Raw genomic sequence first — 26,108 nt, forward strand, 5'->3', positions numbered from 1 at the left:
TCTGTGCCCACCTATCAATGGCATTTGGCGAGCACAAGGAAACAAGCGCATGGAAAAGATCTGGCTCAAGAGCTACCCCCCGGGCGTCCCACACGACGTGAAGCCCGAGCAATACCGCTCTGTGGCCCACCTGCTGGAAGAGTCGTTCCGCAAACACGCATCGAGCCCGTTTTCGGTCTGCATGGACCAGTGGATGACCTACGGCGAGCTGGATCGCCGCTCGGCCGCTTTGGGTGCCTATCTGCAAAGCCTGGGCCTGGAGCCCGGTGCGCGCGTGGCCATCATGCTGCCCAACATCCCCCAGTTTGGCGTGACCATGGCCGCCGTGCTGCGCGCAGGCTATACCTGCGTGAACGTGAACCCGCTGTACACCGCCCGTGAGCTGGAGCACCAGCTCAAGGACTCTGGCGCCACGGCCATCGTGATCCTGGAGAACTTTGCCCACACGCTGGCTGAGGTCATTGACCACACGGCCGTCAAGCATGTGGTGATGGCCTCCATGGGCGACCTGCTGGGCTTCTGGTTTGGCAAATGGATCACCTTCGCCGTGCGCCACCTGGCCAAGATGGTGCCTGCGTATGACCTGCCGCTGTCGAATGGCCGCAAGGTCGTCACGTTCAAGAAGGCACTGTCGCTGGGCGAGCACAAGTCGCTCGCGCCCAGCCAGGCCACGCTGGATTCGATTGCCTTTCTGCAGTACACCGGCGGCACCACAGGCCTGTCGAAAGGCGCGGTGCTGACCCACCGCAACATCGTGGCCGCCACGCTGCAGGCCGAGGCCTGGTTCACGCCCGCGCTGTCCAAAGTGGGCGACCTGAGCAAAGCCAACAGCATTGCCGCACTGCCGCTGTACCACATCTTCGCGCTCACGCTGTGCCTGCTGGCCATCCGCCAGGGCTCCAGCCTCACGCTGATCCCCAACCCGCGCGACATTCCGAAGTTCGTGGCCGAACTCAAGAAGCGCCCCTTCCACATGCTGCCTGCGGTGAACACGCTGTTCAACGCGCTGCTGCAAAACCCGCAGTTCAAGACGCTGGACTTCTCCCACCTGTGCGTGTCGCAGGCCGGGGGCATGGCGGCCAGCGAGGGCACCGCCAAGCAATGGCAGAAGGTGACTGGCAGCACGATGATCGAAGGCTGGGGCATGAGCGAGACCTGCGCCATCGGCACCAACAACCCGGTGATCAGCACCACCTTCAGCGGCAACATCGGCCTGCCCTTGCCGGGCATCGACATCGCCATCAAGGACGACGAAGGCAACAGCCTGCCCCAGGGCGAGTCGGGCGAGATCTGCATCCGCGGCCCCAACGTGATGGTGGGCTACTACAACCAGCCCGAAGAAAACGCCAAGGCCTTCACGCCCGACGGCTTCATGCGCACGGGCGACATCGGCATCATGGACCCGCAGGGCTACACCCGCATCATCGACCGCAAGAAGGACATGATCCTGGTGAGCGGCTTCAACGTGTTCCCCAACGAGCTGGAGCAGGTCATCAGCCTGTGCCCCGGCGTGGTCGAATGCGCAGCCATTGGCGTTCCCGATGAGAAGCAGGGCGAGGCCATCAAGGTGTTCATCATCAAGAACGACCCGGCCCTGACCGAGGACGAGGTGGCCAACTACTGCCACCAGAACCTCACCGGCTACAAGCGCCCCAAGTACATCGAGTTCCGCGACGAGCTGCCCAAGAGCAACGTGGGCAAGATCCTGCGCCGAGAGCTGCGCAAGGCCTGAGGCCGTTGTTCCGAAGGGCAGAGCGACAAACGCTGCCCTCCATCACCTCCCCCAGGGCGCTTCGGCGCCCTTTTTCTTGGGCGTAAACCCTGCAGATCGCCCCACTGCGCCGGTAGTCCAATGTCTGCATCTTCGGGTTTTTACTGATTAGCAAACGTTTGCGCAAACGTTTGCTTTCGTTATCATCCCGATCGCGACAAGGCACCGGGCATCCGTAGCCGCTCCTTTTTGGGGGCGCTGCCGGGGATTTCCCTCCACGCTGTCGGTCGCCTTAGGGCGACGCTGAATAAGCCTCCGCGATGCGGCGAGCCCTGGATCGGGATGGACTGCAAGGCGCAAACCAGAGTGATAGCCGTAGTTATCGCGAGGATTTGCAACGCTGCAGACCGTCCTGAGCCAGGGATGCGCCGGGCGCGAGAGGCTTGTTCAGCGTTGCCTCAGTCCACATTCCAACCTGGAGACAACACCCATGCAGTTCACCCGCCGTTCCGTTCAGACCGCCGCCGCCCTCGCCGTTGTGGGCAGCCTGCTGGCCAGCCCTGCGTTTGCGCAGGACAAGCCGAAGATCGCGCTCATCATGAAGTCGCTGGCCAACGAGTTCTTCCGCACCATGGAAGACGGTGCCAAGGCGCACCAGAAGGCCCATGCCAAGGAATACACGCTGGTGGCCAATGGCATCAAGAACGAGACCGACACGGCAGCCCAGATCAAGATGATCGAGCAGGCCGTGGCCCAAAAGGTCAGCGCCATCGTGCTGGCCCCCGCCGACTCCAAGGCGCTGGTGCCCGTGGTCAAGACGGCCATCGACAAGGGCATCCTCGTGGTCAACATCGACAACCAGCTAGATGCCGACGCGCTGAAGGAAAAGAACATCACCGTGCCGTTTGTGGGCCCTGACAACCGTGCAGGCGCCAAGCTGGTGGGCGACCACCTGGCCAAGACGCTGAAGGCCGGCGACAAGGTCGGCATCATCGAAGGCGTGTCCACCACCTTCAATGCGCAGCAGCGCACCCTGGGCTACCAGGACGCCATGAAAGCCGCCAACATCACCGTGGTGGGCGTGCAGTCCGGCAACTGGGAGATCGAAAAGGGCAACACCGTGGCCGCCGGCATGATGCGCGAGCACCCTGACCTGGTGGCCCTGCTGGCCGGCAACGACAGCATGGCCCTGGGCGCCGTGGCCGCCGTGAAGGCAGCCGGCAAGACCGGCAAGGTGCAGGTGGTGGGCTACGACAACATCGGCGCCATCAAGCCCATGCTGGCCGACGGCCGCGTGCTGGCCACCGCCGACCAGTACGCCGCCAAGCAGGCCGTGTTTGGTATCGAACTGACACAGAAGGCCCTGGCCGCCAAGACGCCGCAGAACCAGCTGCCCGCCACGGTGAAGACGGATGTGGTGCTGGTGACGAAAGACAGCAAGTAAGCCTCGGAGCGGAGAACAAAGCTCTTCTGGCGTTGTTCACCGCTCAAAACATAAAGCCCGCTCTGCAGTCGCCCCCATCACACCACCATGCTCAGCCCTTCCGCCGCCCGACAAGCCACGCCCCTGCTCGCCATCCAGGCCGTGGGCAAGGACTACACCGCCACCGTGCTCGATGGCGTGAACGTGGAGCTGTTTGCGGGCGAGGTGCTGGCGCTGACCGGGGAAAACGGCGCGGGCAAGAGCACGCTGTCCAAGATCCTCTGCGGGCTGGAACAGCCCACGCGCGGCGGCATGCAGCTGGCGGGGCAGGCCTACGCCCCCACGTCGCGCCGCGATGCCGAGCGCCAGGGCGTGCGCATGGTGATGCAGGAGCTGGGCCTGGTGCCCACGCTCACCGTGGCCGAGAATTTGTTGATGGGCCGCCTGCCGCACCGGCTGGGCTGGCTGCAGCGCGATGTGCTGCACGCCGCCGCCCGTGCGCAGCTGGCCAAGATCGGGCTCGACAACATCGACCCCGCCACCCCGGTCTCGCAGCTGGGCATCGGCCAGCAGCAGATGGTGGAGATTGCGCGCAACCTGCAGGACGATACACGCATCCTGGTGCTCGACGAGCCCACGGCCATGCTCACGCCGCGCGAGACCAATTACCTGTTTGAGCAGATCGCGCACCTCACCGCGCGCGGCGTGGCCATCATCTATGTGTCGCACCGGCTCGAAGAACTGCGCCGCATTGCCGACCGCGTGGCCGTGCTGCGCGATGGCCGCCTGGTAGACGTGCGCCCCATGGCGGGCATGAGCGAAGACGACCTGGTGCAGCGCATGGTGGGCCGCGTGGTGAGCGACCTGGACCACCGCCCGCGCCGCCCCGTCGGCCCCGTGGTGATGAGCGCTGAAAACCTGGGCCGGGGCACCGCCGTGCAGGACGTGAGCCTGGAGCTGCGCGCGGGCGAGATCTTCGGCATTGCCGGTCTGGTTGGATCGGGCCGCACCGAACTGGTCCGCCTGCTGTTTGGCGCCGACCGGGCAGACCGTGGCAGCGTGACACTGCACCCGAATTCAGAGCAAAAACAGCCGCAAGCGCTAGTAGATCATGCGCCAGCAGCTACACAAAACATAGCAAAACCATCCACTACAGCACCCACCGCCCCCCGCACCTGGCAGCGGGGTTTCGCATCGCCGCTGCAGGCCATCGCCGCCGGCGTGGGCCTGGTCACCGAAGACCGCAAATCCCAGGGCCTGCTGCTGTCGCAGCCTATCCGCATCAACGCCACACTGTCCGACCTGTCGGCCGTGTCGCGCGGCGGCTGGCTGCAGCGCGGGCTCGAAAGCCGCCTGGTGCAGGGATTCATCCGCACCCTGCGCGTGCGCTGCCACGGCCCGGAACAGCCCGTGGGGCAACTCTCGGGCGGCAACCAGCAAAAGGTGGTGTTTGCCCGCTGGCTGCACCGCGAAGGCCGCGTGCTGCTGCTCGACGAACCCACGCGCGGCGTGGACGTGGGCGCACGCGCCGAGCTGTATGGCGAGCTGGACCGCATGGCCGCCGAGGGCCGCGCGCTGCTCATGGTGTCGTCCGACCTGCGCGAGCTGATGGCCATGGCCGACCGCATCGGCGTGATGAGCGCAGGCCGCCTGGTGGCCGTGTTCGAGCGCGGCGAGTGGTCCGAGCAATCCCTGCTGGCGGCCGCGTTTTCCGAGCCCGGCGGACGCCCCAGCACCACCCCTTCAACCCCTTCTCCTGTCACAGCATGAACGCCCCACCACATCTGCCGCGCCCGCTGCGGCGCCTTCCTCCGCTTCGGTCTGGCGCAGCCAGCTGGGCACCTACCTGGGCCTGCTGGCCGTTTTGGCGGGCATGGTGGCGTTGTTCTCGTCGTTGTCCGAATATTTCTGGAGCGCCGAGACCTTTATCACCATCGCCAACGAAATCTCGGCCCTGGCCGTGATGGCGGTGGGCATGACCTTTGTGCTCATCATTGCGGGCATCGATCTGTCGGTGGGCTCGGTGATGGCGCTGGCCGCTGCGACCTCGGCCGCCGCCATCCTGCAATGGGGCTGGACGGTGCCCGCCGCCGCCGTGCTGGCACTGGCCACGGGCCTTGTGTGCGGCACCATCACCGGCATGATTTCCGTCGCATGGCGGCTGCCCTCGTTCATCGTGTCGCTGGGCATGCTCGAAGCCGTGCGTGGCAGCGCGTATGTGGTGACCGACTCGCGCACGCAGTACGTGGGCGATGCGATCTCGTGGCTGTCGGCACCCTTCTTTGGCGGCATCTCGTTCGCGTTCTTGCTGGCCGTGGTGCTGGTGGTGGTGGCACAACTGGTGCTGTCGCGCACCGTGTTTGGCCGCTGCGTGGTGGGCATTGGCACCAATGAAGAAGCCATGCGCCTGGCCGGTGTGGACCCGCGCCCCATCCGCGTCATCGTGTTTGCCATGACCGGCCTGCTGGCGGGCCTGGCGGGCCTGATGCAGTCGGCCCGGCTGGAAGCGGCCGACCCCAACGCCGGAACCGGCATGGAGCTGCAGGTGATTGCGGCCGTGGTGATTGGCGGCACCAGCCTCATGGGCGGGCGCGGCTCGGTGATCAACACCGCGTTTGGCGTGCTCATCATCGCGGTGCTGGAGGCGGGCCTGGCCCAGGTGGGCGCCAGCGAGCCCAGCAAGCGCATCATTACGGGTTTTGTGATCGTGGCGGCCGTCATTGTGGACACGCTGCGCCAGCGCCGCGCCGCCCGCTGAACCTGTTTCAACACACCGATTTTTCTTCTTCCTGCATGGCTACTATCAAGGACGTTGCGCGCCACGCCGAGGTGTCGGTCACCACGGTGTCGCACGTGGTCAACGGCACACGCCGCGTGAGCCCCGAGGGGCGCGAGCGGGTCGAGGCCGCCATCCGCGCCCTGGGCTATGTGCCCAGCGCCATTGCGCGCAGCCTCAAGAGCAACAACACGCGCACGCTGGGCATGCTGATCCCCAACAGCTCCAACCCCTACTTTGCCGAGATCGTGCACAGCGTGGAAGACCGCTGCTTTGGCGCGGGCTACAACGTCATCCTGTGCAACACCAACGACGAGGCACACCGCCAGGGCACTTACCTGCAGGTGCTGGCCGAGCGGCTCATCGACGGGCTCATCGTGGTCTCTACCGGGCATGACGCCACGCTGGCCACGCAGCTCGCGGGCCTGTCCATCCCCACCGTGCTGGTGGACCGCGAAATCGACATCGCCGAGCAGCAGCCCTGTGACCTGGTGGAAACCGCCCACATGCAGGGCGGCCTGCTGGCCACGCGCCACCTGCTGTCGCTGGGCCACTGCCGCATTGCCTGCATAGGCGGCCCCGAAGGCATTACCCCCAGCGAGCAGCGCATTGCCGGCTGGCGCACAGCGCTGGCCGATGCGGGCTGCGGCACGGGTGACGGCCTGCTGTGGCACGGCAACTTCACCAGCCAGGGCGGCTACGAAGCCATGCACGCGGTGCTGCGCGCGCCCGAGCCGCCCACTGCCGTCTTCGTGTGTAACGACCTCATGGCCATGGGCGCGCTGTGCGCCGCGCACGAGCGCGACCTGCGCGTGCCCGAGGCACTGTCCATCGTCGGCTTTGACGACATCGAACTCACGGCCTTCACCAGCCCACCGCTCACCACCGTGGCGCAGCCCAAGCAGCGCATCGGCGCGCTGGCGGTGGACATGCTGCTGGAGCGCATCGACGGCAAGCGCCAGGACGCGCGCAAGGTGATGCTGCAGCCCGAGCTGCGCGTGCGCGCCTCCACGGCCCATGCGCCCGGAGGTGCGGCATGAGCCCGACCCACACGCCCCGCATCGCCGTCGTCGGCAGCCTGAACATGGACCTGGTGCTGCAGGTGCAACACGCACCGGGCCCTGGCGAGACCGTGTTGGCCGACGCCCTGCATCTGGTGCCCGGCGGCAAGGGCGGCAACCAGGCCGTGGCCTGCGCGCGCCAGGGCGCCCAGGTGGCTTTGTTTGGCCGCGTGGGCGACGATGGCTACGGCCACACGCTGCGCGCCGGGCTCGACGCCGACGCCATCGACCACAGCGGCGTACAGACCGACACCGAAACCACCACCGGCGTGGCCGCCATCACGGTGGAAGCGACAGGGCAGAACCGCATCGTGGTCGTGCCCGGCGCCAATGGCCGCTTCGTGCTGGATGCCGCCGCGCTGGGCGCTGCGCTGCAAGGCGCAGGCAGCCTGGTGCTGCAGTTCGAAACCCCCCTGCCCCAGGTACTGGCCGCCGCCGAGATGGCCCATGCGGCGGGCTGTCCGGTGGTGCTGAACCCCTCACCTATCCAGCCCCTGCCCGATGCGATGTGGCCGCTGGTGCACACGCTGGTGGTGAACGAGGTGGAAGCCGCCGCGCTGGCGGGCCAGAGCGTGGCCACGCCCACTGATGCCGCGCAGGCCGCACAGGCGCTGCGCGCCAAGGGCCCCGCCCAGGTGGTGGTGACCCTGGGCGCTGCAGGCGCCGTGGCCGCCGATGCGGCAGGCAACCGCTACCACCCCGGCCTGGTCGTGAAAGCCGTGGACACCACGGCCGCTGGTGACACTTTCCTGGGGGCACTGGCCGTGGCGCTGGCACGCGGCGAGCCGCTGGACGCCGCCGTGCGCGAAGGCATCCGCGCATCGGCGCTGTGCGTCACCCAGCCGGGCGCCCAGCCCTCCATCCCCACCCGCGCCGCCGTGGCGCACAGCCCCCAACCGCCCGCCTGGAGCCCCCTGTGAAACGCACCGCCCTGCTGCACGCCGAACTCTCCCACGCCATCGCCACCCTGGGCCACGGCGACATGCTGGTGATCGGCGACGTAGGCTTGCCCATCCCCAACGGCCCGCGCCGCATCGACCTGGCCCTCACGCCCGGCATCCCAGCCGTGGCCGATGTGCTGCGGGTGGTGCTGGAAGAAATGCAGGTCGAGAAAGCGGTGATCGCCACCGAAGCCATGGAGCGCAACAGTGGCCAGTTGCCCACGTGGTGCCAGCTTCCGGTGGTCCCTGGCACCGTATCGCACGAGGAGTTCAAGCGCCTGACCCAGCAGGCCCGCGTGATGGTGCGCACAGGCGAGTGCACGCCGTACGCCAACGTGATCCTGGTGGCGGGCGTGACTTTCTGATGCCCTCTATCGACCCCAGGCTGTGACAAGCGATCAACCCAGCAGATCCGCGCAGCACTTTGTCGCTGCCCACAACCTTCTTAGAACCACAAAGCGCCAGATCCGACTTGCAACGGATTGAAACGCCGGCCGTGTGTCTTTGGGTGCTTACGCATAATCATTTCTCATATGAAGCACCATATTGGTGCAAATTGCTTACACCACATAGGGAGATTCCGTCCATGACACCCTTGCTGCAGCAGCGCCCGCCGAGTCGTGCGTGGCTGACCTTTCTTTTGGGCGCATCTGTTCTGGCCACATCGTGCGGCAGCGGAAGCGATCCTGAGACGGCGGCGCCTCCACCCGCAGCCCAGGCTTCGCTCAGCCTGCTCGCTGGGACCACCAGCGGTTCTGGCTATTTAGATGGCCTCGCTGCGGATGCCCTGTTCGCCGGTCCTCCTGCGCTGGCGCTCTCCCCTGCGGGCGACTTGCTGATGGCAGACACAGGCAACCACGCCATCCGCAAGTTGACAGCCTCCGGCATAGTCAGCACGGTGGCGGGCGACAAGAGCCCCGAACCATCCCCTTCCATACAAGGACAATACGCAGATGGACCGGGTACTGCAGCCCGCTTTTACTATCCATCGGCGATCGTCTCGGACGCAGCAGGCAACACCTACATAGCAGATACCGCCAACCACTTGGTGCGCAAGATCGACAACACAGGCGCAGTCTCCACCTTCGCGGGCAAGCCGGGAGTGTGCGGCAATACAGACGGTACGCCACAGAACTCGACAGTCTGCGCCCCTCAGGTTCTGAAGCTAGACATCGCCGGAAATCTCTATGTCGGCCAGGGTTCCTACACCTATCCGAAAATTCGCAGAATAACGCCCGCAGGCCTGATGAGTACGCTGGGTGCGGCATTGCCCATACCGGAGCGTTCCAGCTTCGCCGTGGATACCTCAGGCACCATCTACGTCACGGATGGCAGTTCCATCAAGAAATACGCACCGACTGGTGAACTGACACACGTCTCCGGCGACACAGACATCCAAGGAACAACCGATGGCGATGCAACAACGGCCCGGTTCGGCATCCTCAAGGACCTGGCAATCGATGCTGCCAACGAGCTCTACGCGCTGGATGGGCTCGGCTCCGCCACCATTCGCCACATTGCCAAGAACGGGACAGCGTCCACCGTAGCCACCACGGCTCCTGGGGCGCTGGGCGGCACGAGCCTGGTGATTGATCGCAACGGCGACTTCATCGCCAGCCTCTCCAACGGTCTATCCACGTGGATCCAGAAGTATCAGCGCGACGGCGCCCGCACCATCCTTGCCGGTAAGCCAACACCACCAGATATCGAAGGCCCCCCGCCCGATGGACCAGGCGTGGATGCACGGTTCAGGGCGCCTCTGGCCCTGGCATTGGCGAAGTCCGGCTCCTTGTATGTGAGCGGCGGCTACGACGTATCGAGAATACGCATCGTCAATCCTGATGGCGTCACAAAGACCCGCGCGCTTCAATGGCCCGCACACCCAGAAGACCCCTCCTGGCGAGCCATGGCGGTGGACGGACAAGACAACATCTACGTTGCGTCGACGACCAGCAAACGAGAGTCACCCCATCTCATTTATCGGTTCAATCCCGCAGGCCAGGGCGCTGTATTGGCAGATGTGTCCACATGGATCGCCCCCTTTGTATCGGGCGGTCGGACCTATAGTTACTTTGCAGGCATCAATGGGATTGCTGCCGACGATGCTGGCAACGTGTACGCAACTGGCGTTAATGGCGTCGTCCTCAAGATCACTGCGGCGGGCTCGGTCAGTGTGCTGGCCGGCAGCCCCGGCACTTTGGGCCATGTAGATGGTCCGGGCGGCAACGCACGCTTTGCCATCCTGGGGAACATGGCCCTGGATCGGGGAGGAAACCTGTACGTGGTAGATGGACTCAACGACGCGTTCACTGGCATTGGCCCCACTATCCGGAAGATCACACCCGCAGGCATGGTGAGCACCGTCGCTGGTCGGGCAGACCTGCCTGCGGGCCTGGAGGATGGCCCCGCCACCAACGCACGATTTGCTGTCGCCAGTTACGGCAGCTACACGGCGGGCGGGGTCTACCTGGGCCAGGACTTCGGCTCCAGCCATGGTGAGAATGGCGCAACGGCCAGTCTTACCGTGGATGCCAGGGGCCACCTATACCTTACCGACCCCGTCAACAGTGTGATCCGCAAGATCTCTGCAGAGGGCCAGGTGACGACCTTGGTGGGTCAAGCAGGACAAAGAGGGTTCGTGGGCGGAGATCTCCCAGGGGTGGTCCACACACCTGTGGGCATCGCGGTGCGCGACTCAAAGCTGTACTTCACCACACGGAATGCCGTGGCACAGGTGAGCCTGCCGCAGTAGCTGCGTGCAGCCGGCTGCGACCGCCCGGTCTCAGCCACCGTCGCTGGCGCAGGCTGCGGGTTTTGGAGGACTTCGGGCAGGTGCGACCTGCGGTACGCTGGGCAGCAGCCCACGGCGCGGCGTTGAAGCCCGCCACCGAAGCCCCGAATTCCTGCACCCATGCCCACCACAGCGCCCCACGATCTCCTGCCCCCTGAAATCACCGTTCTCGAACGCGGCTGGCTGTCGGCCAACAACATCCTCTTCATCGGCCAGCACGACACAGCCATCGTGGACACCGGCTATTGCAGCCATGCCGAGCAAACCGTGGAGCTGGTGCGCGATGCTCTCGCGGGCCGCAGGCTGGATCGCCTGCTCAACACCCACCTGCACAGCGACCACTGCGGCGGCAATGCCGCGCTGCAAAGGGCCTGGCCCGGCGTGCTCACGGCCATTCCACCCGGCCAGGCCGACCATGTGCGCCAGTGGGATGCCTATGCGCTCAGCTACACCCCCACCGGGCAGGAGTGCCCACCCTTTCGGGCCGACACGCTGCTGGTGCCGGACTCGTGCGTGCTGCTGGGCGACAAGCCGTGGCAGGTGCATGCCGCGCCGGGGCACGACCCGCACTCGGTGGTGTTGTTCGAACCCCAGGGCCGAGTGCTGATCTCGGCCGATGCGCTGTGGGAGAACGGCTTTGGCGTGGTGTTCCCGGAGCTGGAGGGCGACGATGCCTTCGCCCAGGTGGGGGCCACGCTGGACCTGATTGAAACGCTGTCGCCCCAGGTCGTGATCCCGGGCCACGGGCCGGTGTTTGCCGATGCGCCCCGCGCCATCGACGGCGCCCGTCGCCGCCTGGACGGTTTTGTGCGCAACCCGGGCAAGCACGCGCTTTATGCGGCCAAGGTGCTGCTCAAGTACAAGCTGCTCGAATGGCAGCAGATCGGGATTGCCGACCTCACGGCCTGGGCGCAGACCACGCCGTATTTCGGCATGCTGCGTGCACGGCACTTTGCCACGCAGACCGAGGCCGAATGGCTGCAGAGCCTGGCAGATGAACTGGTGCGGTCAGGCGCCGCTGCGCGCCAGGGCGAGGTGCTGCACAACGTGTGAGGCCTGGCGCCTCGGCATGGCTGGGTGCCAGTGCGTGCCCTGACGGAGGGACCCCACCACTGGCGCAAAGCGCCTGGGCGGATCAGCACAACGCCCTCAGTGTTTGTATTGCTTGTCGCAGCCCGTCACGTGGTTCTTGCTGCTGGACATGCACTGGTAAAACGACTTCTTGTTGCCCGAGGCGCCCTGACAGTCCGACACGCTGTACTTGCCCTTGGCCTCGCGGATTTTGGGGGCGGCGGAATCAAACGCTGCCTGCGTCATGTAGCCATCGCGCACGTTCTTCTGGCCCACCTCCAGCATCAGGTCAGCTTGGTAGTGGATGTTGTCAACGGCCACGGCGCAGTTCAGGGGCACCTGCTGGCTGTCCACGGTGCCCAGCGATTTCTTGAGCCCTTCGCCAAACTCCTCCACGTCCTTGGAGACCTTTTTGGTGCCATCGGGGTTGTACTGCTGGCCCGCCTTGGCGCTGGCGCCCTTGTTGCCGGATGAGGTGCTGCCGCCACTGGTGCCGTTGTTGCTTTGCAGCTTCAGCGGCTCGGCGTCCTGTTTGGCGGGCGGGGGCTGCGAGCCATAGTGGGTCTTGCCATCGGCATCCACCCACTTGTACACGGGTTGCGCCTGAGCACCCGCGCCCCACGCCCACACTGCGACCACACAGGCCATCCATGCCAGTTTGCCCATCACACCCTCTCTCTTTTAATTAAAACCCACTGAAGCGCCAGTTGAATATGCGCCTTCAGCTCCTCTATTGATAGCAATCCAGATACCTCTCGCCCCCGCCTGGCGAGCAACAGGGCCTCAGGGCAAGTCCTTGTTCACCTCGGGCAGGTTCGCGTCGCGGGGGCCAATGGTGCCCAGGCGGCTCTTGAGCGACTGGGGCAGGCCGGTGAGGATGGCTGCGTAATTGGTGGTGTTGGAGAGCACCTTCTTCACGTAGTCGCGCGTCTCGGCAAAGGGCACGTTCTCGGCCCAGATGGCGGCGTCCAGCACCGGGCCGTTGCGCCAGCTGCGCGGGCGGCCGGGGCCCGCGTTGTAGGCGGCCGCAGCCATGGGCATGGAGCCCGCAAAGTCGTCCAGTGCCAGCTTGAGGTAGGCCGTGCCGATGGTGATGTTGGTGTCGCGGTCGGTGATCTGGTCGGGCGTGAAGTTGGTGAGGCCAATCTTCTTGGCCGTCCAGCGGGCCGTGGCGGGCATCACCTGCATGAGGCCCGAGGCACCGACATGCGAGCGGGCATCCATCACAAAACGGCTTTCCTGGCGGATCAGGCCGTACACATAGGCCGGGTCGATGCCGATGCCTTGGGCACGCTCCACCACGGTGCTGCGAAACGGCATGGGAAAGCGCTGCGTGACGTCCACCACGCCCTTGGTGCGTTCGCTGGTGTTGATGCAGCGGTCCCACACCTCGCGCTGGCAGGCGAAGTCGGCGGCGGCCAGCAGTTCGCGGTCGGGCATGCCGCCGCTCTGGTGCAGGTTGGTGGTGTAGTTCCACTCGCGCACGCCTTCGCTGCGCAGGCCCAGCAGGATGGCGTACAGGGCGCGGTTGAGCCCCGGGTTGGCGCGGGCGGCAGCCTTTTCTTCGGCGGTGAGGGGCGCGGGAGCGGGGGGTGTGGTGATGCGCTGGCCCAGCTCTTCGAGCGCCAGCTGCTCATAGAAGCCGCGCGTTCCGGCAATGCCTTCGAGCAGTTGCCGGGCTTCGGCGCGTTCGGCATCGCTCACGCGGCCCGCCAGCAGCGAGCGCGCCTTCCAGTACACCCAGGTGCTGTCCTGGCGGCCTTCAGGGCCCATGGCATCCACCGCCTTGCCCACGGCCTTCCACTGGCCGGCGCGCAAGGCGGCACGCACCTTCCAGCCCAGCAGGTCGTCGTTGAGGTCGCTGTCCTTGGTCACATTGGCGAAGTAGCCGTGGGCGTTGCTGGCCAGCTTCTGCGCAGCGGTCTTGCCGATCACGCCCCAGGCCCAGTTGCGCTCTTCGGCCGAGAGGTGCACGCCCCATTTGTTCTCCAGCTGATAGGCCGCGCCGTCCGGGTCGCTGGTGGCCAGCTTCAACAGGGCGAGCAGCACCAACTCTTGCCGGGCCTTGCCGGCCGCCGTGGCGCGCGAGAGCAGGTATTTGCTGGGCGCATCGAGCACATCCTTGAGCTGCGGTAGCGATTCGGGCGAAACGATCTCGACCGCCGAGCGCACCACGCGGGGGCGGTTGGCCTCCACGCCCAGGCGGGCCTTGCGCCACACGTCCAGGGCCGAGAGCTTCTTGTAACCATACAGCTCGCGCGCGGCGTGGGTGCAGCCATCGTCGGCGTCGCGGATCGCATACCAGTTGCTGCGCACGTCCTCGGCCACGGTGGCCAGTGCCGTGCCCTTGATCTGGTCGATCAGCAGCGCGTAGCAGCGCACCTCGCGGTCGTCCGACATACGGTAGCTGGGGTGCTGCTCGGCAAACTGGCCCCAGTCGCGCCGCTGGCCCAGCAGCAGCAGCCAGTCGTTGCGCAGGCGGTCTTCCTGGTAGGTGCCGGCGTAGCGCTGCATGAACGACTGAATCTCCTGTGGCGAGGCCTCGCCCAGACGCACGCGCAACTCCCAGTAGGCGGCCCAAGGCTCCAGCGCATGGCCGCGTGCCGCAGGCAGCAGCTGCGCGAGCTTGTTGCGGTCGCCCTTGCGGAACGCCTGCTGCATCTCCAGCAGGGTATCGTCACCACGGTTTTGCGCCATGACAAGGGGCGCGGTGGCGGCCAGCAGGGTGGCGGCCACAAGGGGTGTCAGAATCGCTCTGAGAAATTGCATGGGGGAATTATCTGATGGACAAAGCAGCCCTTCGGCGCACATTGATAGAAGAACGCCTCAACCTGCCCGACCGCCTACAGCGGGCCGACCTGTTACAGCAGGTGATGCGCATCTGGCTGGTGAACCGGCCGGACACGGTGATCGGCGCCTACTGGCCCATCAAGGGCGAGTTCGACCCCCTGCCCGCCCTGCACCGCTGGAAGGAAGACGGCGAGCTGCTGGACGAACCCCTGCGCCGCCGCATCGGCCTGCCGGTGGTCAACAAGCAGCACAAGACCCTCACCTTCCACGCGTGGTACCCCGGCTGCCCCATGGAAGAAGACGCCTACGGCATCCCCAAGCCCAAGGACACCGAGGTCATCGTACCCACGCTGCTGTTTGTGCCCTGTGTGGGCTACGCCGCCGGAGGCTACCGGCTGGGCTACGGCGGCGGCTTTTACGACCGCACGCTGGCAACGCTGCAGCCCAAGCCCTTCACGGTGGGCCTGGGCTTTACCAACGGCTACCTGGACGAGTTCGAGCCCGAAGAGTTCGACCTGCCACTCGATGCCATCCTGAACGACAACGGCGTGGTCTGGCCGGTCTGACCCTTCGGAGCCTGTGGGCGACCGCGCAGCAGGTCGCCCCCGGGCACTTGCCGGTCGGCACGAAGGCCTGTGATGCCTGCCGCGCATCATTCGGACCGGTTTTTCGCATCGCTCGTACGCGCTGCAGCGGCTAGCATGGCGGGCTGACCTCTTCACTTCAGGTGCCCACCATGCTCAAGCTCTATATCGGCAACAAGAACTACTCGTCCTGGTCCATGCGCCCCTGGGTGCTGCTCAAGCAGGCGGGCATCGTCTTTGAAGAAGTGCGCGTGCGCTTTGACAGCTTTGACGCGCAATCGGAGTTCAAGCGCACCATCGGCGCCGTGAGCCCGACTGCCAAGGTGCCCGTGCTGGTCGACGGCGACCTGGTGGTGTGGGACACGCTGGCGATTGCCGAATACGTGGCCGAAACCTATCCCGACAAAAAGCTCTGGCCCACAGACACCAAGGCCCGCGCACGCGCCCGCAGCGTCTGCGCCGAGATGCACAGCGGTTTCACCGCCCTGCGCAGCCACTGCCCCATGAACATCGAAGCGAACCTTGCCGACACCGGCGCCCTGATCTGGCGCGACCAGGCCGGCGTGCGCGCCGACGTGCAGCGCCTGGTGGAGATGTGGGGTGCGCTGCTGCAAGAGCATGGCGGCCCCCTGCTGTTTGGTGAATTCACCGTGGCCGACGCCTACTTTTCCCCCGTCTGCATGCGCCTGCATACCTACGCCCTGCCCGTGCCTGCGACCATCCAGGCCTATGTGGATCGCGTGCGCACCCTGCCCGGCGTGCAGGCCTGGATCGACGAGGCACTGGCCGAGAAGGACTTCCTGGACTTCGAAGAGCCCTACCGCCTGCGCCATACCGAAAGCTGAGCACTACCATGGCCGTCACCATCTACCTGCGCTATGTGCTCAACACCAGCAAGCTGAAAGAGTTTGAGCACTACGGAAAACTGTGGATTCCGCTGGTCGAGAAGTTCGGCGGCCAGCACCACGGCTACTTTATGCCCAGCGAGGGCGCCAACAACATTGCGCTGGCGCTGTTCACGTTCGAGAGCCTCGCAGCCTACGAGCGCTACCGCGAGGCGTCGATGCAGGATGCGGACTGCCAAGCGGCTTTCCGCTATGCCGAAGAGACGGGGTGCATCGTGAGTTATGAGCGGAGTTTTTTCCGCCCCGTGTTCAAGTGAGAGTTCAGGGCCAATCGATCGGGAGCCCAGCGCGCGCCCCGGCTATTCGCGCTGGATCAGCTTCCCCTCTTTGTCGTACTCGTTAGCCCAGCCAATGTGTATCGCTATCTGGCCCAACCCCACCAGCGCAACAATGGCCGCCATCACCAACACAAATGCCCGGCCGCTGTAAATGTCATCGTAGGGGTGAATGACTCTTTCCTTGTCAGCGATTTGGAGAACGCGCGCGCCATCGTGCCACACGGTGAGCTGCGCTTGACGCGCCTCCATTCGAACCAAGTGTTCTATAGGGCATCCCCCCGATTTGTGTCCACGCGAGCAGGACACCTGCGCGCCCGACGCTGTCCGAAAGACGGCCTCGCGCGCCACCGGCCCCGGGTGCTTTACTTCGACAGTGGCACTCTCCACCGTCAGTGTTTCAAGCGGGGTAGCGTACGGCCATAGAGCCATTCCCGTCAGCAAAGCCGCCAAGGCAAAAGTAGACACCGTCACACGTTTTTTCATCGCCCGCTCTACCTAAACTGCTTGCGTAAGAACGCCTTGTGCCGCGCGATGTGGGCCAACTGGGCGGGGGCGATGGTGCCGCCCAGGTCTTCGTCCTCGGTGTTGAGCACCTGGTTCGCGTAGGCCATGGCGCGGGCCACCACCTCTTCCTCGCTCACGCCCTGGGTGGATGCAAGGTCCATCGCCACGCGGCGCATGGCGCGCTGCGACAGCATCCACATCGCGCCGAACGAATCCCATGCGGCCGCCACCTCCTTGAACTTGTCGTGTTCAGCCAGGATGTCGTTGAGCGGCTTGGCCAGGATCTCCTGCAGGGCCTCCACCTGGGCCTTCAGGGCCTCGAACTGCGCCTCGCGCTGCAGTGCCTCGGCGGCCGCATTGGCAGCGGCGTCTGGCGCCTGGGGCACGGGCACGCTGCCGTCGGGGTTGAGCTTGGCAATGGTGAGGTCGGACGATAGGGACATGGTGGCGGGACTATACGACCCTCGTCCTAAACTACGCCGATGCAAATCTATATGGTGGGCGGCGCCGTCCGCGACAAGCTGCTGGGTCGACCGGTGAATGACCACGACTGGGTGGTGGTGGGCGCGACGCCTGAGCAGATGCTGGCGCAAGGCTACCTGCCCGTGGGGCGCGACTTCCCCGTCTTTTTGCACCCCGAAACTCGCGAGGAATACGCGCTGGCCCGCACCGAGCGCAAGAGCGGGCGCGGCTACCGGGGCTTTGTGGTGCAGAGCTCGCCCGATGTGACGCTGGAGGAAGACCTCTCGCGCCGCGACCTCACTATCAATTCAATAGCATCCAGCACAGATGAATCAGGCGCCACCCGCCTTTTTGACCCCTACCGCGGCGAAAAAGACCTCCGTGCGCGCGTGCTGCGCCATGTGACCGATGCCTTCCGCGAAGACCCGGTACGCATCCTGCGCGTGGCGCGGTTTGCTGCGCGCTTCACCGACTTCACGGTGGCGCCCGAAACGATGCAGCTGATGCGCGAGATGGTCGCGCATGGCGAGGTGGACCACCTGGTGGCAGAGCGCGTGTGGCAAGAGCTGGCGCGCGGGCTGATGGAAGCGCAACCCTCGCGCATGTTCGAGGTGCTGCGCGAGTGTGGCGCGCTGGCCGTACTGCTGCCCGAGGTGGCGCGCCTGTGGGGCGTGCCCCAGCGGGCCGAGTACCACCCCGAGGTGGACACCGGCGTGCACCTGATGATGGTGCTGGACATGGCCGCGCGGCTGCAGGCGCCACTCACCGTGCGCTTTGCCTGCCTGGCGCACGACCTGGGCAAGGGCACCACGGCCGCCGATGTGCTACCGCGCCACATCGGGCATGAGGAGCGCAGTGCCGAGCTGCTGAAAAACGTGGCCGAGCGCCTGCGCGTGCCCGTGGACTGCCGCGAGACTGCCGAAGTGGTAGCGCGCGAACACGGGCACATCCACCGCAGCGCCGACCTGTCTGCCGCTGCCCTGGTGCGCCTGCTGGAGCGCTGCGACGCCATCCGCAAGCCCGAGCGGTTTGCCGAGGTGCTGTTGGCCTGCGAGTGCGATGCGCGCGGGCGGCTGGGGTTTGAAGAGTCCGCGTATCCGCAGCGCCCTCGCCTGCTGGCCGTGCTGGCCGCCGTCCAATCGGTCGTCACACGCGAGATTGCGGCACAGGCCGCCGCCAAGGGACAAAGCGGCCCGCAGGTGGGTGCGCTGATCCACCAGGCACGGGTCGAAGCCGTGGCGCAGTGGCTGCACACCCAGGCGCACGGTACCACCACCTGACCGCGTGCGCTACGTCGCCAAGATCGGTCCAACCCTCCCTACAATCCGCGTCCGCTCGCACCCTGAAAAGGGTGCGTCTTTTGGCTTTTTTGCGATCACGACGCATCCATGACCTCTGTGCACATCCGCCCCGCCACCCCGGCAGACGCCGACACCATCGCGCCGCTGTTGGATGCCTACCGGCAGTTCTACGAACAGGCACCAGACCTGTCCGGAGCGCGGGCCTTCATTGCAGAGCGGTTGGAGCGCGAGGAGTCCGTGATCTTGCTTGCGATGGATGGGGCACAGGCAGCGGTGGGCTTTTGCCAGCTCTACCCCACGTTCTGCTCGGTGGAGGCAGCGCCCATCTACACGCTCTACGACCTGTTCGTGGCGCCCGCAGCGCGCAAGACAGGGGCCGGGCGCAGCTTGCTGCTGGCGGCAGAAGCGACGGCCCGCGCCCATGGCAAGGTGCGCATGGACCTGACCACGGCACACACCAACACCACGGCGCAAAAGCTCTACGAATCGCTGGGCTGGACGCTGGACACAGTGTTCCGCGCGTACAACAAGCGTGTCAGCGCCTGACGCTCCATTCCCCCACCAGCGCTACCAGCGCAGCAGACGCGGCCCCAGCACAGCCCCCAAAGCAGTCGGTATGGCCATGCCCGCCAGATACCACACCGCCAAAAACGGGGTGGCCATCTCGGGGCAATGCAGGGCATACACCAGCGCCCCCAGCGCGCCCGCCAGCAAGCCAGCGCCCGCTCCTGCCCACGCCAGCCGCGTGGGCGCAGCGCCCTTGAGCGCCCAGAAGCCTCCAACGAACGCCGGGACCGACAGCAAGGCGATATTGAAGGGACAAGTCCGCCAGGTGCTGCCCAGAATCAGCGGCACACGCTCCGCCGCAGGCACCTGCCACAGAGCCCCCAGGGCCATGGCCCACAGCACCAGCGGCGGCACCGCCAGCCACAGGGCTGCGAGGCCCAGCGGCATGCCCGGGCGGGCCATGCGGCGCAGCAGCGCCAGGCCAGCGGCTGCCAGGGCGGCCGCAAACACCAGCTTGCCCCAGAACATGGGCAACGCCATGGTCGCCAGCAGGTCAGGGCGCAGACCGAACAGGGCCAGCATCAGCACCCCGGCACCGGCAATGCCCACGGCGCTGGCGACAGCAAACCGTCGCTCAATAGCGGCGGGCTGCACCGGCCGGTCATCGGTGGCCAGCAGGTGGATCAATTCATCGGTTTTCATGCCATTCCCCTGATCTTGGCGGCCAGGGCCTTGAGCCCCCGGTGCACGCCGACTTTGACGGCCGACTCCGACAACCCCGTGAGGCGCGCCGTCTCGACCACCGACAACCCTTCCAGCTTCACATACTCAATGGGCAGCCGCTGCTTGTCTGGCAGCGTGCGCAAAAGCTGCCCCAGGTCCCGCCGAGCTTCGGCGGCCTCGCTGTCGCTGGTGGCAAACAACTCGTCGGCATCGTCCAGCGGGTCGTTGCGGCCCTCCTTCACGGCATGCGAGCGCAGCCAGTCGATGAGCTTGTAGCGCGCAATCGCGTGCGCCCAGGCCGTCACCGGCATCTCGGGCCGGTAGGTGTGGCGCTGGTTGTGCACGGCCAGCAGCGTCTCCTGCACCAGGTCTTCCACCTCATCGGGCCGCTGCGCAAGGCGGCGGCGAAGGAAGGCGCGCAGGTGGGCGCTCAGCTCCTTCAAAAAACGCTGGTAAGCGGCTGCATCGGCATCCAGCCCCTGCATCAGCAAGCCGCGCAAGCGCTCTTCCACTATCTCCATGGTGTCTCCCTGCAAGGAATTCGTATGCCGGGGCCAATGGGTTACAGGCAACACAAAAAATATTTGCGCAACGCCGCCACGATTTTTTGAGCAGTGCTGTAACCCGCCTGCTGCACAGCCCGAATTACAACGCAGATCGGGCTACTCAATGCGACCTCTGTGCCGCCACCCGGTCGGATTCAACCTTTATCCAACCCTCGGAGAACCGTACCATGACCACTCGCACCCTCAGCCTCGGCGCCCTCGCACTTGTTGCCCTGACCTCTGGCGCCGCCATGGCCCAAACCAACGCCGCCCCCATGGACGGCGCCAAGCCTGCCATGGAGAAGTGCTACGGCGTCTCGATGGCTGGCAAGAACGACTGCGCTGCAGGTCCCGGCACCACCTGCGCGGGCACGTCCAAGATGGACTACCAGGGCAACGCCTGGAAGTTTGTGCCCGCAGGCACCTGCACCACCATCAAGACGCCCAAGGGCATGGGCATGCTGACGCCCATGAAGAGCTGACCATGGCATCCCCTCTCACCGCCGGCCTGGGTCTCAAGCCCCAGCACTACGACGAGGCGCTGCGGTGCACTGCCCCCGGCCTGTGGTGGGAGGTGCACCCCGAGAACTACCTGGCCGACGGCGGCCCGCGCCTGGCCTGGCTCGAAGCCATCCGCTCGCGCCATCCGGTGGCACTGCATGGAGTGTCACTGTCGCTTGCGGCCGATGCACCGCCCGATGCCACCCACCTGGCACGGCTGACCACCCTCGCAAGGCGCGTGGAGCCCGCCATCATTTCGGAGCACCTGGCCTGGTCCACCTGGCGCGGGCAATACCTGCCCGACCTGTTGCCGTTTCCGCGCACGCACGCGGCACTGAACCGCATCGCCGGCAACATCGCCCGCACGCAGGACGTGCTGCAGCGCCCCATCGCCATCGAGAACCCCACGCATTACCTGCACATCGACGGCCACGACTGGGCGGAAACCGATTTTCTGGCCGAGCTGGTGCGGCGCACTGGTTGCACCCTGCTGCTGGACGTGAACAACGTGTACATCAGCGCCAACAACCTGGGATTTAGCGCGCAAGCCTACCTCGAAGCTTTCCCCCTGCACGCTGTGGCAGAGATCCACCTGGCAGGCCACCATGCCGACCCGGTGCATGGCAATGCTCTGCTGATCGATAGCCACGATGCGCCCATCGCGCCAGCGGTGTGGGCGCTGTACGAGCAGGTGATGGCGCGCACCGGCCCCGTGCCCACCCTGATCGAACGCGACGACCAGTTGCCTACCTTCAATGAACTGCTGGCCGAGCGGGAGCAGGCCCACCGCGCGCTCGCCCATGCACAGCCCCGGGAGGTTGCATGCAGCTGAGCACCTTTCAGGATGGCTTCTCTGCCGCGCTGCTCGGCGATGCTACAGATGCACCGTGGCTGTCCGCATTGGAAGCTCAGCCCGGTTTTGCCGTGTACCGCAACACCGTGCTCAAGGGCTGTATCGATGCGCTGCAGGCCAATTACCCCACGGTGTGCCGGCTGGTGGGCGAAGACTGGTTCCGCGCCGCTGCGGCTGTGTTTGCCCGCGCGCAGCCGCCGCGTGACGGCCTGCTGGTGGACTATGGCGCGGGGTTTGACAACTTTCTGGCCGGTTTTGCACCGGCCACCGAGCTGCCCTACCTGAGCGCCGTGGCGCACCTGGACCGCTGCTGGACCGCATGCCATCTGGCGGCAGACGCCACCGCCGTGGACCGCCACTGGCTGGCACAGCAGGCCCCTGACACTTTGCCCCTGGTGCATCTGCGGCCTCACCCCGCCGCACGCTGGGCTTGGTGTGACGAGCATCCGGCTTATGCCCTGTGGCAGAGCCACCGTGAAGGTCTGCATCCCAATGAGGCGCTGGAGTGGACGGGCGATGGCGCCTTGCTGACCCGGCCCCATGCCGAAGTGGTGTGGCACCCCTTGTCGCGGGCAGGCACGGCTTTTTTGGACGCCTGCGCTGATGGCCGCACGCTGGAAGCCGCCGCCACATCGGCCCTGAATGCCGAACCCACCGCCGACTTCGCCGCCCTAATCAGCACATTGCTGGACGCAGGCGCATTGATACTCACCGAATCACGCACAGGCTGAGGAGCCCTTCATGACCACCAGCACACACTTCCCTTCGGCCCCTGCCAAAGGCCCACGCTTGCTCTTGGCGCGCCTGGCCGACACCGCCACCTGGCTCACCCCGCACAGCTTGCTGGCACTGGTCAACCGGGTGGCCATTGCGGGCATCTTCTGGATGTCGGCACGCACCAAGGTCGAGGGCTGGTTCACCATCTCCGACAGCGCGTATGCGCTGTTCCGCGACGAGTACAAGCTGCCCGTGCTGCCGCCCGAGCTGGCAGCGCAGATGGCCACCGCGGCAGAGCACCTGTTTCCGGTGCTGCTGGTGCTGGGCCTGTTCACACGTCTGTCGGCCCTGGCGCTGCTGGGCATGACGCTGACAATTCAGCTGTTTGTCTACCCGGACGCCTGGCCCACCCACCTGTCATGGGCGGGGCTGATGCTGTACCTGGTGGGGCGCGGTGCAGGCAACGTGTCGCTGGACCGCGCGTTCGGAGTCCGTTGATCCGTTGAAGCGATAGTCTCTTCAACCACCGGCCGTACGCACCCACCGCACGATGTCTGCCGCCCCCAGCGCGCCCGAAATGCGCGCCACCTCACGCCCTTGCTGGAACAGGATCATGGTCGGAATGCTGCGGATGGCGTAGCGCGCCGCAATGGCCTGCTGGTCTTCGGTGTTGAGCTTGGCCAGGCGCACGCGGGGTTCCAGCTCACGGGCAGCCTGCGCAAAAGCAGGCGCCATCTGGCGGCAGGGACCGCACCACGGGGCCCAAAAATCCACCAGCACCGGGATGTGGCTGCGCACCACATGCTTGTCAAAGCTGGTGGCATCCAGCTCCAGCGGCGCCCCAGCAAACAGGGGCTGATGGCATTGGCCACAGTCGGGCGCGCTGCCCAAGTCGGCGCTCTGCACGCGGTTGGTGGTGTGGCAATGGGGGCAGACGATGTGCAGGGCTTCGGTCATGGCGTGGCGGGGGCATCGGGGTCTCTGAACACATTGCGGCACTGGCTCTCCGTTTCAAGAGGTCGCAAACCTTGCGCGCGTTTACCAGCCCAGAATCCCCCTGGTCGCCATATCTGCATTGCAGCGTCTGCTATGGTTTCGTGCATGCAGCTGCTCCCCACACTGACAACTGCCCATGCGCTTTTTCTCGACTTCGATGGCACGCTCACCGAGCTGGCACCGCGCCCCGAGGCGGTGCGCATCGCGTCGGGGCTGATTCCCACGCTGTCATCGCTGCATACCCAGCTGGGCGGCGCGCTGGCCATCGTGACTGGCAGGCCCGAGGCCGACATCGACGGATTTCTGGCGCCACTGCGCCTGCCACTGGCGAGCGAACATGGGGCCCAATACCGTCTGGGCGAGACTTCCGTTCCCGCCACTGAGCCACCCGCCCTCGAGCCCGTGTTACAGGCCGCCCAAGACCTTGCAGCACGGCACCCCGGCCTGCTGGTGGAGACCAAGCGTGTGAGCGTGGCCCTGCACTACCGCCTGGCCCCCCACCTCGAATCCCTGTGCCACGACACGCTGGTGCGGGCCATGCGCGAGGTGGAAGGTGTGGAACTGCTGCGTGGCAAATGCGTCTTTGAAGTGAAACCCCGTGGCGTTCACAAAGGCCAGGCCATCGTCGACTTCATGACACAGCCACCCTTTGTGGGCCGCACGCCGGTCTTTGTGGGCGATGACGTCACCGACGAGGCCGGCTTTGCCGCTGTGCAGACGCTCGGCGGCTGGGGCATCAAGGTGGGCGAAGGGCCCACCATGGCACAACACCGCTGCATGACATCGGCCGCACTGCGGGGCTGGTTGTCGTCTGCACGCACAACGCTGGAGCGCGAACGATGAACACAGCCGCCACACACCCCCAGACGGGCTCGCTCAACCTCGGGATGATCGGCAACTGCGCCATCAGCGCGCTCATAGACGACCACGCCCGTATGGTGTGGTGCTGCCTGCCGCGCTTTGATGGCGACCCGGTGTTCAACGCCCTGCTGCAGCCCGGGGATGAGGGCAGCCACTTTGCGATCGAGCTGGAAGACCTGGCATCGGCCCACCAGTGGTACGAACCGAACACCGCCATCCTGCGCACGCAGTTGTTCGACAAGGCGGGCCACGGCATCGAGATCACCGACTTTGCGCCGCGCTTTTACAGCCGCTCGCGCTACTTCCGGCCCATGACGCTGGTGCGCCGGGTGCGGCCCATCCAGGGGTCGCCGCGCATCCGGGTGGCGCTCAAGGTGCGCTATGACTGGGGCCAGACCACCCCCGAGATCACGCGCGGCAGCAACCACATCCGCTACGTGGGCGAGAGCATGACGCTGCGCCTGTCCACCGATGCGCCGGTGTCGCATGTGCTCTCGGGCCAGGCGTTTGTGCTCACGCGCGAACACAACTTTTTGCTGGGAGCCGACGAGACGCTAGTGGACGGCATTGCCGACACCGCCCGCCACTTCGAGCAGGAGACCACGGCCTACTGGCGCAGCTGGAGCCGCGCGCTGGCCATTCCGCTGGAGTGGCAGGACGCAGTGATCCGCGCAGCCATCACGCTCAAGCTGTCGCTGTACGAAGAAACCGGCGCCATCGTGGCCGCCATGACCACCAGCATCCCCGAATCCGCCCACAGCGGCCGCAACTGGGACTACCGCTACTGCTGGCTGCGTGACGCGTTTTTTGTGGTGCGCGCACTCAACAGCATCTCCGAGGTGGGCACCATGGAGGACTACCTGCGCTGGCTGAGCAACGTGGTGGTCGAAGGCGGCGACGGCCATATCCAGCCGCTGTATGGCATTGGGCTGGAGAAAGACCTGCCCGAAAGTTTCGTACCCCAGCTGTCGGGCTACCGGGGCATGGGCCCGGTGCGCGTGGGCAACCAGGCGGCGGAGCATTTTCAGCACGACGTGTACGGCAACATCGTGCTGGGCGCGGCCCAGGCCTTTCACGACCACCGCCTGCTGCACCGCGCGGGCCTGGCCGAATTCAAGCGGCTGGAACAGGTGGGCGACAACGCCGTACGCGTGTACGGCCAGCCCGACGCGGGCATGTGGGAGCTGCGCACGCGCGCCCGGGTGCACACCTCGTCGGCCCTGATGAGCTGGGCCGCCTGCGACCGGCTGGCCAAGATCGCCGCCACCCTGCAGCTGGCCGACCGTGCCAGCCACTGGCAACAGCATGCCGACCGCATGCGCACAGAGATCCTCGACAAGTCATGGTGCGAAGAACGCCAGGCGTTTGCCGAGAGTTTTGGCGGGCATGAGCTGGACGCCAGCGTGCTGCTGATGGCCGAGGTGGGACTCATCGACCCGAAAGACCCGCGTTTTGTGAGCACCGTGGAGGCCATGGAAAAGAGCCTTTGCGATGGCCCCTACATGCGCCGCTACGAGGCGGCCGACGACTTTGGCAAGCCCGAAACGGCCTTCAACATCTGCACCTTCTGGCGCATCGACGCGCTGGCGCGCATTGGCCGCAAGGCCGAGGCGCGGGCCATCTTCGAGACCATGCTGGCCGCCCGCAACCCGCTGGGCCTGCTGTCGGAAGACACGCATCCCGACACCCGCGAGATGTGGGGCAACTTCCCGCAGACCTATTCGATGGTGGGCGTGATCAACGCCGCTGTGCGCCTGTCCGCGCCCTGGGACAGCGTGATTTGAGGCGCTGTCCGACAGATCACCAC

At 65.9% G+C, this 26,108-nt stretch carries 27 protein-coding genes; 20 read left to right on the forward strand and 7 right to left on the reverse strand.

The genetic code is table 11. The features are described from left to right. Positions 1-49: 49 nt before the first annotated feature. The 9 genes from ATF69_RS04795 to ATF69_RS04835 all read left to right on the forward strand — a co-directional run bounded on the left by ATF69_RS04795 (position 50) and on the right by ATF69_RS04835 (position 11,756). Entirely contained in the window at positions 50-1,732 is a 1,683-nt protein-coding gene (locus ATF69_RS04795; protein ID WP_146870045.1) for an AMP-binding protein, read from the forward strand. A 469-nt stretch (positions 1,733-2,201) separates the two neighbouring features. Then, the gene (locus tag ATF69_RS04800) at positions 2,202-3,155 is read left to right on the forward strand and encodes a sugar ABC transporter substrate-binding protein (protein WP_146870046.1); all 954 of its coding nucleotides are present in this window, start codon (positions 2,202-2,204) and stop codon (positions 3,153-3,155) included. 87 nt (positions 3,156-3,242) lie between these two features. Further along, entirely contained in the window at positions 3,243-4,904 is a 1,662-nt protein-coding gene (locus tag ATF69_RS04805; protein ID WP_146870047.1) for a sugar ABC transporter ATP-binding protein, read from the forward strand. Between the two features lie 103 nt (positions 4,905-5,007). Further along, positions 5,008-5,892: an ABC transporter permease gene (locus ATF69_RS04810; protein WP_425291761.1), complete on the forward strand. Its 885-nt coding sequence runs from the start codon at positions 5,008-5,010 to the stop codon at positions 5,890-5,892. A gap of 35 nt (positions 5,893-5,927) precedes the next feature. Then, complete coding sequence (locus ATF69_RS04815; protein ID WP_146870049.1) at positions 5,928-6,950, forward strand: LacI family DNA-binding transcriptional regulator; 1,023 nt, start codon at positions 5,928-5,930, stop codon at positions 6,948-6,950. Beyond that, a complete protein-coding gene (rbsK, locus tag ATF69_RS04820) occupies positions 6,947-7,891 on the forward strand; it encodes a ribokinase (protein WP_146870050.1) in 945 nt (314 codons plus the stop codon). Before ATF69_RS04815 ends, rbsK begins: the two co-directional genes overlap by 4 nt. Beyond that, on the forward strand, positions 7,888-8,277 hold the full coding sequence (rbsD, locus tag ATF69_RS04825) for a D-ribose pyranase (protein WP_146870051.1): 390 nt from the start codon (positions 7,888-7,890) through the stop codon (positions 8,275-8,277). The genes rbsK and rbsD overlap by 4 nt, the downstream gene beginning before the upstream one ends. A gap of 221 nt (positions 8,278-8,498) precedes the next feature. Further along, on the forward strand, positions 8,499-10,664 hold the full coding sequence (locus tag ATF69_RS04830; RefSeq protein WP_146870052.1) for an NHL repeat-containing protein: 2,166 nt from the start codon (positions 8,499-8,501) through the stop codon (positions 10,662-10,664). A gap of 159 nt (positions 10,665-10,823) precedes the next feature. Next, positions 10,824-11,756 carry an MBL fold metallo-hydrolase gene (locus tag ATF69_RS04835; RefSeq protein ID WP_146870053.1) on the forward strand — a complete coding sequence of 311 codons (933 nt, stop codon included), beginning with the start codon at positions 10,824-10,826 and terminating at the stop codon, positions 11,754-11,756. Positions 11,757-11,852: 96 nt separating this feature from the next. Here ATF69_RS04835 and ATF69_RS04840 read toward each other — a convergent pair whose 3' ends face one another. Beyond that, on the reverse strand, positions 11,853-12,440 hold the full coding sequence (locus tag ATF69_RS04840) for a DUF4124 domain-containing protein (protein WP_146870054.1): 588 nt from the start codon (positions 12,438-12,440) through the stop codon (positions 11,853-11,855). Positions 12,441-12,557: 117 nt separating this feature from the next. Then, complete coding sequence (locus tag ATF69_RS04845) at positions 12,558-14,543, reverse strand: lytic transglycosylase domain-containing protein (protein ID WP_146870055.1); 1,986 nt, start codon at positions 14,541-14,543, stop codon at positions 12,558-12,560. A 14-nt stretch (positions 14,544-14,557) separates the two neighbouring features. Here ATF69_RS04845 and ATF69_RS04850 point away from each other — a divergent pair, with 14 nt between their 5' ends. From ATF69_RS04850 to ATF69_RS04860, 3 genes are all read left to right on the forward strand, one after another. Continuing rightward, complete coding sequence (locus ATF69_RS04850) at positions 14,558-15,130, forward strand: 5-formyltetrahydrofolate cyclo-ligase (protein ID WP_060985741.1); 573 nt, start codon at positions 14,558-14,560, stop codon at positions 15,128-15,130. A gap of 170 nt (positions 15,131-15,300) precedes the next feature. Beyond that, complete coding sequence (locus ATF69_RS04855) at positions 15,301-15,993, forward strand: glutathione S-transferase family protein (protein WP_146870056.1); 693 nt, start codon at positions 15,301-15,303, stop codon at positions 15,991-15,993. An 8-nt stretch (positions 15,994-16,001) separates the two neighbouring features. Continuing rightward, positions 16,002-16,310 carry an NIPSNAP family protein gene (locus tag ATF69_RS04860; protein WP_108499396.1) on the forward strand — a complete coding sequence of 103 codons (309 nt, stop codon included), beginning with the start codon at positions 16,002-16,004 and terminating at the stop codon, positions 16,308-16,310. A 42-nt stretch (positions 16,311-16,352) separates the two neighbouring features. On the opposite strand, the gene ATF69_RS04865 is transcribed toward ATF69_RS04860, so the two are convergent. Beyond that, positions 16,353-16,814, reverse strand: a complete 462-nt coding sequence (locus ATF69_RS04865) for a hypothetical protein (protein WP_146870057.1) — start codon at positions 16,812-16,814, stop codon at positions 16,353-16,355. Positions 16,815-16,822: 8 nt separating this feature from the next. Beyond that, positions 16,823-17,278, reverse strand: a complete 456-nt coding sequence (locus ATF69_RS04870; protein WP_146870058.1) for a hypothetical protein — start codon at positions 17,276-17,278, stop codon at positions 16,823-16,825. Between the two features lie 39 nt (positions 17,279-17,317). Here ATF69_RS04870 and ATF69_RS04875 point away from each other — a divergent pair, with 39 nt between their 5' ends. Both ATF69_RS04875 and ATF69_RS04880 read left to right on the forward strand, forming a co-directional pair. Beyond that, a complete protein-coding gene (locus ATF69_RS04875) occupies positions 17,318-18,577 on the forward strand; it encodes a multifunctional CCA addition/repair protein (protein ID WP_146870059.1) in 1,260 nt (419 codons plus the stop codon). A gap of 108 nt (positions 18,578-18,685) precedes the next feature. Then, the gene (locus tag ATF69_RS04880; RefSeq protein ID WP_146870060.1) at positions 18,686-19,144 is read left to right on the forward strand and encodes a GNAT family N-acetyltransferase; all 459 of its coding nucleotides are present in this window, start codon (positions 18,686-18,688) and stop codon (positions 19,142-19,144) included. 21 nt (positions 19,145-19,165) lie between these two features. On the opposite strand, the gene ATF69_RS04885 is transcribed toward ATF69_RS04880, so the two are convergent. Together ATF69_RS04885 and ATF69_RS04890 are read right to left on the reverse strand one after the other, a co-directional pair. Next, entirely contained in the window at positions 19,166-19,807 is a 642-nt protein-coding gene (locus ATF69_RS04885) for a DUF1109 domain-containing protein (RefSeq protein ID WP_056745502.1), read from the reverse strand. Next, positions 19,804-20,349 carry a sigma-70 family RNA polymerase sigma factor gene (locus tag ATF69_RS04890; RefSeq protein WP_056059542.1) on the reverse strand — a complete coding sequence of 182 codons (546 nt, stop codon included), beginning with the start codon at positions 20,347-20,349 and terminating at the stop codon, positions 19,804-19,806. Before ATF69_RS04890 ends, ATF69_RS04885 begins: the two co-directional genes overlap by 4 nt. Before the next feature lie 212 nt (positions 20,350-20,561). Between ATF69_RS04890 and ATF69_RS04895 the strand changes: the two genes are divergently transcribed. From ATF69_RS04895 to ATF69_RS04910, 4 genes are read left to right on the forward strand one after another with little or no spacing between them, the layout of a single operon-like run. Continuing rightward, entirely contained in the window at positions 20,562-20,855 is a 294-nt protein-coding gene (locus ATF69_RS04895; RefSeq protein WP_056059544.1) for a BufA1 family periplasmic bufferin-type metallophore, read from the forward strand. Positions 20,856-20,857: 2 nt separating this feature from the next. Further along, positions 20,858-21,706, forward strand: coding sequence for an MNIO family bufferin maturase (gene bufB / locus ATF69_RS04900; protein WP_146870061.1), 849 nt, complete (start codon positions 20,858-20,860; stop codon positions 21,704-21,706). Next, a complete protein-coding gene (locus ATF69_RS04905) occupies positions 21,697-22,458 on the forward strand; it encodes an HvfC/BufC N-terminal domain-containing protein (RefSeq protein ID WP_146870062.1) in 762 nt (253 codons plus the stop codon). Before bufB ends, ATF69_RS04905 begins: the two co-directional genes overlap by 10 nt. A 10-nt stretch (positions 22,459-22,468) precedes the next feature. Beyond that, positions 22,469-22,942 carry a DoxX family protein gene (locus ATF69_RS04910; protein ID WP_146870063.1) on the forward strand — a complete coding sequence of 158 codons (474 nt, stop codon included), beginning with the start codon at positions 22,469-22,471 and terminating at the stop codon, positions 22,940-22,942. A gap of 21 nt (positions 22,943-22,963) precedes the next feature. Here the strand turns inward: ATF69_RS04910 and trxC are convergent, their stop codons facing one another. Further along, entirely contained in the window at positions 22,964-23,401 is a 438-nt protein-coding gene (gene trxC / locus ATF69_RS04915; protein ID WP_099731342.1) for a thioredoxin TrxC, read from the reverse strand. Positions 23,402-23,545: 144 nt separating this feature from the next. Here trxC and otsB point away from each other — a divergent pair, with 144 nt between their 5' ends. Next, entirely contained in the window at positions 23,546-24,283 is a 738-nt protein-coding gene (gene otsB / locus ATF69_RS04920) for a trehalose-phosphatase (protein ID WP_146870064.1), read from the forward strand. Continuing rightward, positions 24,280-26,085, forward strand: a complete 1,806-nt coding sequence (locus tag ATF69_RS04925; RefSeq protein ID WP_146870065.1) for a glycoside hydrolase family 15 protein — start codon at positions 24,280-24,282, stop codon at positions 26,083-26,085. The genes otsB and ATF69_RS04925 overlap by 4 nt, the downstream gene beginning before the upstream one ends. Positions 26,086-26,108 lie beyond the last annotated feature (23 nt).

Source organism: Acidovorax delafieldii (assembly GCF_007993815.1).
GTDB classification, from domain to species: domain Bacteria; phylum Pseudomonadota; class Gammaproteobacteria; order Burkholderiales; family Burkholderiaceae_C; genus Acidovorax; species Acidovorax delafieldii.

Excerpts from the sequence above, each read along its gene's own strand:
- ATF69_RS04795 (WP_146870045.1), top strand. The coding sequence starts at position 50 with ATGGAAAAGATCTGGCTCAAGAGCTACCCCCCGGGCGTCCCACACGAC.
- ATF69_RS04800 (WP_146870046.1), top strand. The coding sequence starts at position 2,202 with ATGCAGTTCACCCGCCGTTCCGTTCAGACCGCCGCCGCCCTCGCCGTT.
- ATF69_RS04805 (WP_146870047.1), top strand. The coding sequence starts at position 3,243 with ATGCTCAGCCCTTCCGCCGCCCGACAAGCCACGCCCCTGCTCGCCATC.
- ATF69_RS04810 (WP_425291761.1), top strand. The coding sequence starts at position 5,008 with ATGGTGGCGTTGTTCTCGTCGTTGTCCGAATATTTCTGGAGCGCCGAG.
- ATF69_RS04815 (WP_146870049.1), top strand. The coding sequence starts at position 5,928 with ATGGCTACTATCAAGGACGTTGCGCGCCACGCCGAGGTGTCGGTCACC.
- rbsK (WP_146870050.1), top strand. The coding sequence starts at position 6,947 with ATGAGCCCGACCCACACGCCCCGCATCGCCGTCGTCGGCAGCCTGAAC.
- ATF69_RS04830 (WP_146870052.1), top strand. The coding sequence starts at position 8,499 with ATGACACCCTTGCTGCAGCAGCGCCCGCCGAGTCGTGCGTGGCTGACC.
- ATF69_RS04835 (WP_146870053.1), top strand. The coding sequence starts at position 10,824 with ATGCCCACCACAGCGCCCCACGATCTCCTGCCCCCTGAAATCACCGTT.
- ATF69_RS04840 (WP_146870054.1), bottom strand. The coding sequence starts at position 12,440 with ATGGGCAAACTGGCATGGATGGCCTGTGTGGTCGCAGTGTGGGCGTGG.
- ATF69_RS04845 (WP_146870055.1), bottom strand. The coding sequence starts at position 14,543 with ATGCAATTTCTCAGAGCGATTCTGACACCCCTTGTGGCCGCCACCCTG.
- ATF69_RS04850 (WP_060985741.1), top strand. The coding sequence starts at position 14,558 with ATGGACAAAGCAGCCCTTCGGCGCACATTGATAGAAGAACGCCTCAAC.
- ATF69_RS04855 (WP_146870056.1), top strand. The coding sequence starts at position 15,301 with ATGCTCAAGCTCTATATCGGCAACAAGAACTACTCGTCCTGGTCCATG.
- ATF69_RS04860 (WP_108499396.1), top strand. The coding sequence starts at position 16,002 with ATGGCCGTCACCATCTACCTGCGCTATGTGCTCAACACCAGCAAGCTG.
- ATF69_RS04865 (WP_146870057.1), bottom strand. The coding sequence starts at position 16,814 with ATGAAAAAACGTGTGACGGTGTCTACTTTTGCCTTGGCGGCTTTGCTG.
- ATF69_RS04870 (WP_146870058.1), bottom strand. The coding sequence starts at position 17,278 with ATGTCCCTATCGTCCGACCTCACCATTGCCAAGCTCAACCCCGACGGC.
- ATF69_RS04875 (WP_146870059.1), top strand. The coding sequence starts at position 17,318 with ATGCAAATCTATATGGTGGGCGGCGCCGTCCGCGACAAGCTGCTGGGT.
- ATF69_RS04880 (WP_146870060.1), top strand. The coding sequence starts at position 18,686 with ATGACCTCTGTGCACATCCGCCCCGCCACCCCGGCAGACGCCGACACC.
- ATF69_RS04885 (WP_056745502.1), bottom strand. The coding sequence starts at position 19,807 with ATGAAAACCGATGAATTGATCCACCTGCTGGCCACCGATGACCGGCCG.
- ATF69_RS04890 (WP_056059542.1), bottom strand. The coding sequence starts at position 20,349 with ATGGAGATAGTGGAAGAGCGCTTGCGCGGCTTGCTGATGCAGGGGCTG.
- ATF69_RS04895 (WP_056059544.1), top strand. The coding sequence starts at position 20,562 with ATGACCACTCGCACCCTCAGCCTCGGCGCCCTCGCACTTGTTGCCCTG.
- bufB (WP_146870061.1), top strand. The coding sequence starts at position 20,858 with ATGGCATCCCCTCTCACCGCCGGCCTGGGTCTCAAGCCCCAGCACTAC.
- ATF69_RS04905 (WP_146870062.1), top strand. The coding sequence starts at position 21,697 with ATGCAGCTGAGCACCTTTCAGGATGGCTTCTCTGCCGCGCTGCTCGGC.
- ATF69_RS04910 (WP_146870063.1), top strand. The coding sequence starts at position 22,469 with ATGACCACCAGCACACACTTCCCTTCGGCCCCTGCCAAAGGCCCACGC.
- trxC (WP_099731342.1), bottom strand. The coding sequence starts at position 23,401 with ATGACCGAAGCCCTGCACATCGTCTGCCCCCATTGCCACACCACCAAC.
- otsB (WP_146870064.1), top strand. The coding sequence starts at position 23,546 with ATGCAGCTGCTCCCCACACTGACAACTGCCCATGCGCTTTTTCTCGAC.
- ATF69_RS04925 (WP_146870065.1), top strand. The coding sequence starts at position 24,280 with ATGAACACAGCCGCCACACACCCCCAGACGGGCTCGCTCAACCTCGGG.